This window comes from Pseudoalteromonas sp. TAE56, from assembly GCF_000497955.1.
Lineage (GTDB): Bacteria > Pseudomonadota > Gammaproteobacteria > Enterobacterales > Alteromonadaceae > Pseudoalteromonas.
The window spans coordinates 86,998-93,036 of the sequence record NZ_AUTN01000058.1 but is presented as its reverse complement, the minus strand read 5'-3'; the positions used below and the strand labels follow the sequence as shown (position 1 = coordinate 93,036).

Annotated in this window: 6 protein-coding genes; 2 read left to right on the top strand and 4 right to left on the bottom strand. The window is 40.5% G+C overall.

The features are described 5' to 3' along the window. The coding region (locus L656_RS0102935; protein ID WP_024598145.1) for a flavohemoglobin expression-modulating QEGLA motif protein at window positions 1-735 on the top strand (735 nt) is incomplete at its 5' end. A gap of 71 nt (window positions 736-806) precedes the next feature. Here L656_RS0102935 and L656_RS0102930 read toward each other — a convergent pair. From L656_RS0102930 to L656_RS0102915, 4 genes are read right to left on the bottom strand one after another with little or no spacing between them, the layout of a single operon-like run. Continuing rightward, window positions 807-1,610 (bottom strand): DUF1338 domain-containing protein, encoded by an 804-nt coding sequence (locus L656_RS0102930; RefSeq protein WP_024598144.1) that lies wholly within the window; start codon window positions 1,608-1,610, stop codon window positions 807-809. Between the two features lie 35 nt (window positions 1,611-1,645). Further along, window positions 1,646-3,112 carry a succinylglutamate-semialdehyde dehydrogenase gene (astD, locus tag L656_RS0102925; protein ID WP_024598143.1) on the bottom strand — a complete coding sequence of 489 codons (1,467 nt, stop codon included), beginning with the start codon at window positions 3,110-3,112 and terminating at the stop codon, window positions 1,646-1,648. Window positions 3,113-3,119: 7 nt separating this feature from the next. Continuing rightward, window positions 3,120-4,154 carry an arginine N-succinyltransferase gene (astA, locus tag L656_RS0102920; protein WP_024598142.1) on the bottom strand — a complete coding sequence of 345 codons (1,035 nt, stop codon included), beginning with the start codon at window positions 4,152-4,154 and terminating at the stop codon, window positions 3,120-3,122. 50 nt (window positions 4,155-4,204) lie between these two features. Then, a complete protein-coding gene (locus tag L656_RS0102915) occupies window positions 4,205-5,410 on the bottom strand; it encodes an aspartate aminotransferase family protein (protein ID WP_024598141.1) in 1,206 nt (401 codons plus the stop codon). A gap of 195 nt (window positions 5,411-5,605) precedes the next feature. Here L656_RS0102915 and L656_RS0102910 point away from each other — a divergent pair, with 195 nt between their 5' ends. After that, window positions 5,606-6,034, top strand: a complete 429-nt coding sequence (locus tag L656_RS0102910) for an Lrp/AsnC family transcriptional regulator (RefSeq protein WP_024598140.1) — start codon at window positions 5,606-5,608, stop codon at window positions 6,032-6,034. Window positions 6,035-6,039 lie beyond the last annotated feature (5 nt).

Here is a 6,039-nt window from a genome sequence, read left to right as displayed (position 1 = left end):
GGTATAAACGTAGAGGTAATGCTTAGCGATGGTATTGTCAGTGATGCAGCCGCCGGTGCTAATAATATTAAGCTTAATCAAGATGTTAAGTTTTCTCAGCGTGAGCTTGATATTTTAGAAGTTCATGAAGGGTGGATACACGTAGGTACCACTCAAAATGGTCTAGCTCAGCCGTATTTAACGTGTTTAAGTAAAGGTACGCCTAGCTCCACTATTACCCAAGAAGGCTTAGCGGTATTAACCGAAATTATTACATTAAAATCGACCCCAAGGCGTTTATCTAAATTAGTTAACCGGATTCAAGCAGTTACAAAGGTAATAGATGGCGCTGAGTTTGTAGATATATACCGTGATTATGTAGCGCAAGGCTTATCAAAAGATGACAGTTACACACTTGCGCAGCGTGTATTTAGAGGTAGTACGCCAACAGGTCTGCCTTTTACAAAAGATATTGCCTACATTAAAGGCTTTGTGCTGGTTTATAACTTAATACGTGTGGCAATACAGCTAGGTCGAATCGATAGGCTCCCTTTATTATTGGTAGGTAAAATATCGATAGATGATTTTAGATTAATATCGCAGCTTCATGATTTAGGTGTAATAGAGAGCCCGCAGTTTGTGCCGCCACACTTTAAAGATTTACGCGGTTTGGCCACTTGGTTGAGCTTTGGTCGCTTTATTGGTGACTTATCGTTTGAAAAGTTAGAAAACGATTATAAACCGTTATTTTTATAATTAATTAACATAACTTACCAACATAAAAAAAGCCCATAATGGGCTTTTAAAATAAAGTACTTTAGGTTTAGCTATCGAGCGTTGGTGCTTTCAAATATTTTGTCAGCTGAGGCTGCTACAAAACCAGTATAAAGCTCGCCGTCTGCTTTAGGGTAACGAATCGCAAACTCATAAAAGCAGCTAGGAATGCTCATATCACCGTCACTAAAGGTCACTGAGTATTCATCAGCCAGTGTTGACGATTGCTCTAGTAACACCTCTGGTGAGCCTTTAACTTCGCCGCCTGACGTATTAAGCGAAAAGCCAGCATCTTTTAGAGCTTGGTTAACATCATGAATGTTATCAAACTTAGCAAGCGTATTAATGTTTACGGTAAAGTGATTGGCACGGTAACCCCACGCCGACATCCACGCTGCATATTCGCTTTCAGCTAGCAGTTGTTTGTAAGTATCGGTGCTTACTTGCCAATGCGTGCCTGAATACAAAAAGTTATCAGCAGTTACTGCGCTTTCATCAATTTGGCTTACCATGTCAGTTACGATGGCTTGTAACTCTGGCGAGCATTTTTCTACTAACAGTTCAGAGATAAACACTTTTGGCTGATTAGGGTCGCTATGCTCGTAGTGCTTTGCGTAAAGTTTTTTAGCTTCAAAGTGGTACTCACCACATTCTTTGTAACCAATCGCTAGAAAGTGCGCTGCGAGTTTTTCAAGACCCACTTTTTCAATATTAAATGTACGCAGCGCAATATGATCGTTAATGATGTCATCTTTTTGCGTTGACCCTAAAAGGTCATGAATTTTGTCTGCCGATGGAGTTACGTTTAAGTAATTTTTCCAAAGGTTATTAAATAATGTATTTACATCAGTATGCATGTTAAGTCCTTAAATCTAAAATTTGGTTTTATTACTTATTCAATTATTAAGCCCGGCGCTAGGGTTTGCGGTAAGCTCACTTTGTCTGACTCAACAGATGCTACAGGGTATGCGCAATAATCGGCGGCATAATAGGCACTGGCTCTGTGATTACCACTGGCGCCAATACCGCCAAATGGAGCTGCACTTGAGGCACCCGTAATAGGGCGGTTCCAGTTAACAATACCAGCACGAATACGCTTTAAAAAGTAAGTGTAGTCATCTTCACTGTCGCTAAGTAAACCTGCAGATAAACCAAAGCTTGTGTTGTTGGCTTCAATGATTGCGCTGTCAAAATCATCAAAGCGATATACTTTAATTAGCGGTCCAAAATGTTCTTCATCTGGCATGTTGGTAATGTTTGTTACATCGATAATGCCCGGGCTTACAAAGCCCGTGCTTGGTTTTAATTGCTTAAGTTCAACAAGGATTTGTGCGCCTTTTGAGACTAATTCACTTTGCGCGGCAACCATACCCAGTGCTGCTTTTTCGCTTATCATCGCACCCATAAAAGGCTGCTCTGTAGCAAAGCTGTCGTCTACAACTATATTTTTAGTTGCGCTTATTAGCTTTTCTAAAATAGCATCGCCGTTGGCTGATTTTTCAATAAATAAGCGGCGTGCACACGTACAGCGCTGACCTGAGGTAATAAAGCCTGATTGAATAATATCGTGCACAGCAGCGCTTACATCACTCACATCTTTTACAATCAGTGGATTATTACCGCCCATTTCAAGCGCTAAAATCTTACCGGGGTGTCCAGCAAACTGTTTATGTAATAAGTGACCTGTGTTTGAGCTACCGGTAAAAAACAAGCCATCTATATCTTTATGAGAGGCAAGTGCTTTACCTGTTTCAATTTCACCTTGCACAAGGTTAATGACGCCTGCAGGTAAGCCCGCTTTTAGCCAAAGTGAGAGGGTAAATTCTGCCACGTGCGGAGTAAGCTCTGATGGCTTAAATACCACAGTGTTGCCAGCTAGAATTGCAGGAACAATATGTCCGTTTGGTAAATGCCCAGGAAAGTTATACGGGCCAAAAATAGCCACAACGCCATGCGGTTTGTGTCTAATAAACGCTTTAGCACCGGGCATTGGGTTTTCGGTTGTACCGGTACGCTCATGGTAGGCTTTTACAGATATAGCTACTTTACCTGTCATTGCGCCTACTTCGGTGCGGGTTTCCCATAATGGCTTTCCTGTTTCGCGTGCAATTATGGTCGCAAATTCTTCGCTGTGTTCTTTTAATTGTGCTGCGAAGCTTTCAAGAATGACTATACGCTCTTCAAGTGGTTTGTCTGCCCATTGTAATTGCGCAGCTCTGGCTGCTTTTATAGCCGAATCTACTTGATCAGCGTTTGCGCCATTACCTTGCCATACGACATCGCCATTACTTGGATTGATTGACTCAAATACTGGGCCAAGGCCTGTATGCCATTGGTTATTAATTAGGTGTGTATTCATAAATTATTTACAGGCGGAAAAATCGCGCTGCGTCTCCTTGGCTTAAATTAAGTGCCTTAGCCACATCTTGGCTAATGACGAGAGTATGTTTCGCATGATTGTAATGTGCGTCTTTGGTAAATGTTGCTCTAAAGCCACTTACGCCTTGATTACATACAGCCAGCGTATCTGAGCTATTTTGTGATATGTGATCAAGCTCACCAATAGTAATAGGGCAAACTTGAGAGTCGCGAATGCTGCGAATATTACCAAGCTTTGCTTCAACCGTTGGGCCTGCGTCAAATAAGTCAACGTAGCCTCTGTGCTCAAAACCTTCTTTTTCTAATAATTTTAGCGCAGGTTTTGTTTTTTCATGCACATGGCCAATAACAGCTTGGGCTTTTTTGCTAAGCAAGTTCACATAAATAGGGTATTTAGGCATTAACTCGCTAATAAATACCTTATCGCCTAAGCCCACTAAGTGATCCGCTTCTGGAAATTCGATACTAAAAAAGTGTTCTTGCAGCCATTGCCAAAAAGGAGAATGGCCATCTTCGTCGCTAACACCGCGCATTTCTGCGATAACAGTATCGGCAAAACGCTCGCTATGCTGAGCCATAAACAAAAAGCGTGAACGCGATAAAAATCGACCCGTTAGGCCTTTACGACTATTTTCGCGCAAAAATAATGTGCATATTTCAGAGCAGCCTGTGTAGTCGTTACACATGCTTAAAATATCAACGGTGTTATATACATTTAAAGTAGGTGAGTGGTGTACTGTTTTACCTAAATGATAATGATATAAAGGCACCGATAAACCTACCGCAGCTTCTATAGCGGTTGTACCAATAACGTCACCTGTTTCACTGTCTTCTAAAACAAATAAATAGCTTTCATCAAGTGGCTGGTTAATGTTTTTGGCAAAGCTTTTTTCAGCACGTTCAATTTTTTCTTTAAGCTGTGCATCGTCCACAGGCAAAGAGGTAAACCCATGGCCTGACTCAATTGCTATTTGTTTAAGCGCTTCAAAATCATTGGCAGTAATAGGACGTAATACTTGCATTTATTGCTTGCTCCAATAGCACGCCAGTAGGCGTGCTAATTTAAACTATATTAACCGTTTACTACATCGCTAACCGCTTTTTCAAAGCGCGCTAAGCCTTCTTTAATATCTTCAAACGGAATAACTAAAGACGGTGTAAAGCGAATTACATTCATGCCAGCTACAAGGTTCATTAAACCATTATTAGCACTTGCTACTAAAAAGTCGCGTGCACGGCCTTCAAATTTGTCATTTAATACTGCGCCAATTAATAAGCCTTTACCACGCACTTCACTAAACACGTTGTATTTTTCGTTAATTGCGTTTAATCCGTCACGGAATAATTGCTCGCGCTCTTTAACACCGTTTAGTACATCTGGTGTATTTACTGTATCAAATGCAGCTTCTGCAACAGCACATGCAAGTGGGTTACCACCGTAAGTAGAGCCATGCGTACCAATTTTTAAGTGCTCAGCAATGTGTGTGCGAGTGATCATAGCGCCAATAGGAAAACCACCGCCTAATGCTTTTGCCGTTGTTAAAATGTCAGGTACAACCTCTAAGCCTTCGTAAGCGTATAAATCGCCTGTGCGGCCAACACCTGTTTGCACTTCATCAAAAATAAGTAGCGCATTGTGTTTAGTACAAAGTTCACGTACTTTTTTAGCAAAACCATCTGTTGGTGAAATAATACCGCCTTCACCTTGCAATGGTTCCATCATAACGGCACATGTTTTATCGCTGATCAGCGCTTCAAATGCAGCAATGTCATTAAAGTCACAATGTACTATGTCAGCAGGTTTTGGACCAAAGCCATCTGAGTAAGCGGCTTGTCCGCCAACGGTTACGGTGAAAAAAGTACGGCCGTGGAAACCTTTATTAAATGCAATTATTTGCGTTTTTTCAGCGCCGTAAACATCAAGTGCAAAACGACGGGCTAGCTTAAGCGCCGCTTCGTTTGCTTCTGCGCCTGAGTTTGCAAAGTAAACTTTATCAGCAAATGTGGCTTCAACCATTTTTTGAGCTAAACGAAGTGCTGGCTCATTAGTCATAACATTCGATAAATGCCAAATTTTTTCGCCTTGCTCTTTTAATGCTTTAACTAATGCAGGATGACAGTGACCCAAACAGTTAACGGCAATACCACCAGCAAAATCAATAAATTCATTATTATTTTGATCCCAAACGCGTGAGCCTTCACCGCGAACTGGGATAACAGCAGAAGGATTATAGTTTGGTACCATTACGTCGTTAAATAAGTCTCTTGTTACTTGCATTTTGTACACCTAAATTGAAGGGCTTAGATAAAAGATTAGTTGCTAAATCAAAGAAGAATATAGCCTTTATTCTTCAGCAAACACGTTATTATTTCTTGTAGGGCGTCATTATCGAAGGTTAGCTGTTAAAATTGCAGTGCTATTTTGTGAAAAATGATTAAAATAAAAGTCAAAATAACGAAACAAATAACCATTATGATAACTCCACAAGATGAAAAGCTACTATCTGTATTAAAAACAAACGCAAGAGCCAGTATTTCAGACCTTGCTCGCATGCTTGATTTATCTCGTTCAACGGTACAAAGCCGTATGCTTAAATTAGAAGAAACGGGTGTAATTAAAGGGTATAGCGTAGATTATGGAGATGACTACCTCAGTAAAATGGTATCAGCTCATGTGTCTATTAAAGTTAAGCAAAAATTAACAACTAAAACAAATATTGAGCTTAAGCAAATTGATGCAATTTCGCAGCTCTATGCCATAAGTGGTGAGTTTGACTTAATTGCTGTGGTACAGGCTCAAAATTTAGAGCAATTAAGCCATTTACTTGACGATATAGGAAATCTTGATGGAGTAGAGCGCACAACGTCATCGGTTATTTTAGAGACTAAATTTAAGCGATGAACCAG

Coding starts and splice junctions, on each gene's coding strand:
- L656_RS0102915 (WP_024598141.1), bottom strand. CDS start 5,410: ATGCAAGTAACAAGAGACTTATTTAACGACGTAATGGTACCAAACTAT.
- astA (WP_024598142.1), bottom strand. CDS start 4,154: ATGCAAGTATTACGTCCTATTACTGCCAATGATTTTGAAGCGCTTAAA.
- L656_RS0102910 (WP_024598140.1), top strand. CDS start 5,606: ATGATAACTCCACAAGATGAAAAGCTACTATCTGTATTAAAAACAAAC.
- astD (WP_024598143.1), bottom strand. CDS start 3,112: ATGAATACACACCTAATTAATAACCAATGGCATACAGGCCTTGGCCCA.
- L656_RS0102930 (WP_024598144.1), bottom strand. CDS start 1,610: ATGCATACTGATGTAAATACATTATTTAATAACCTTTGGAAAAATTAC.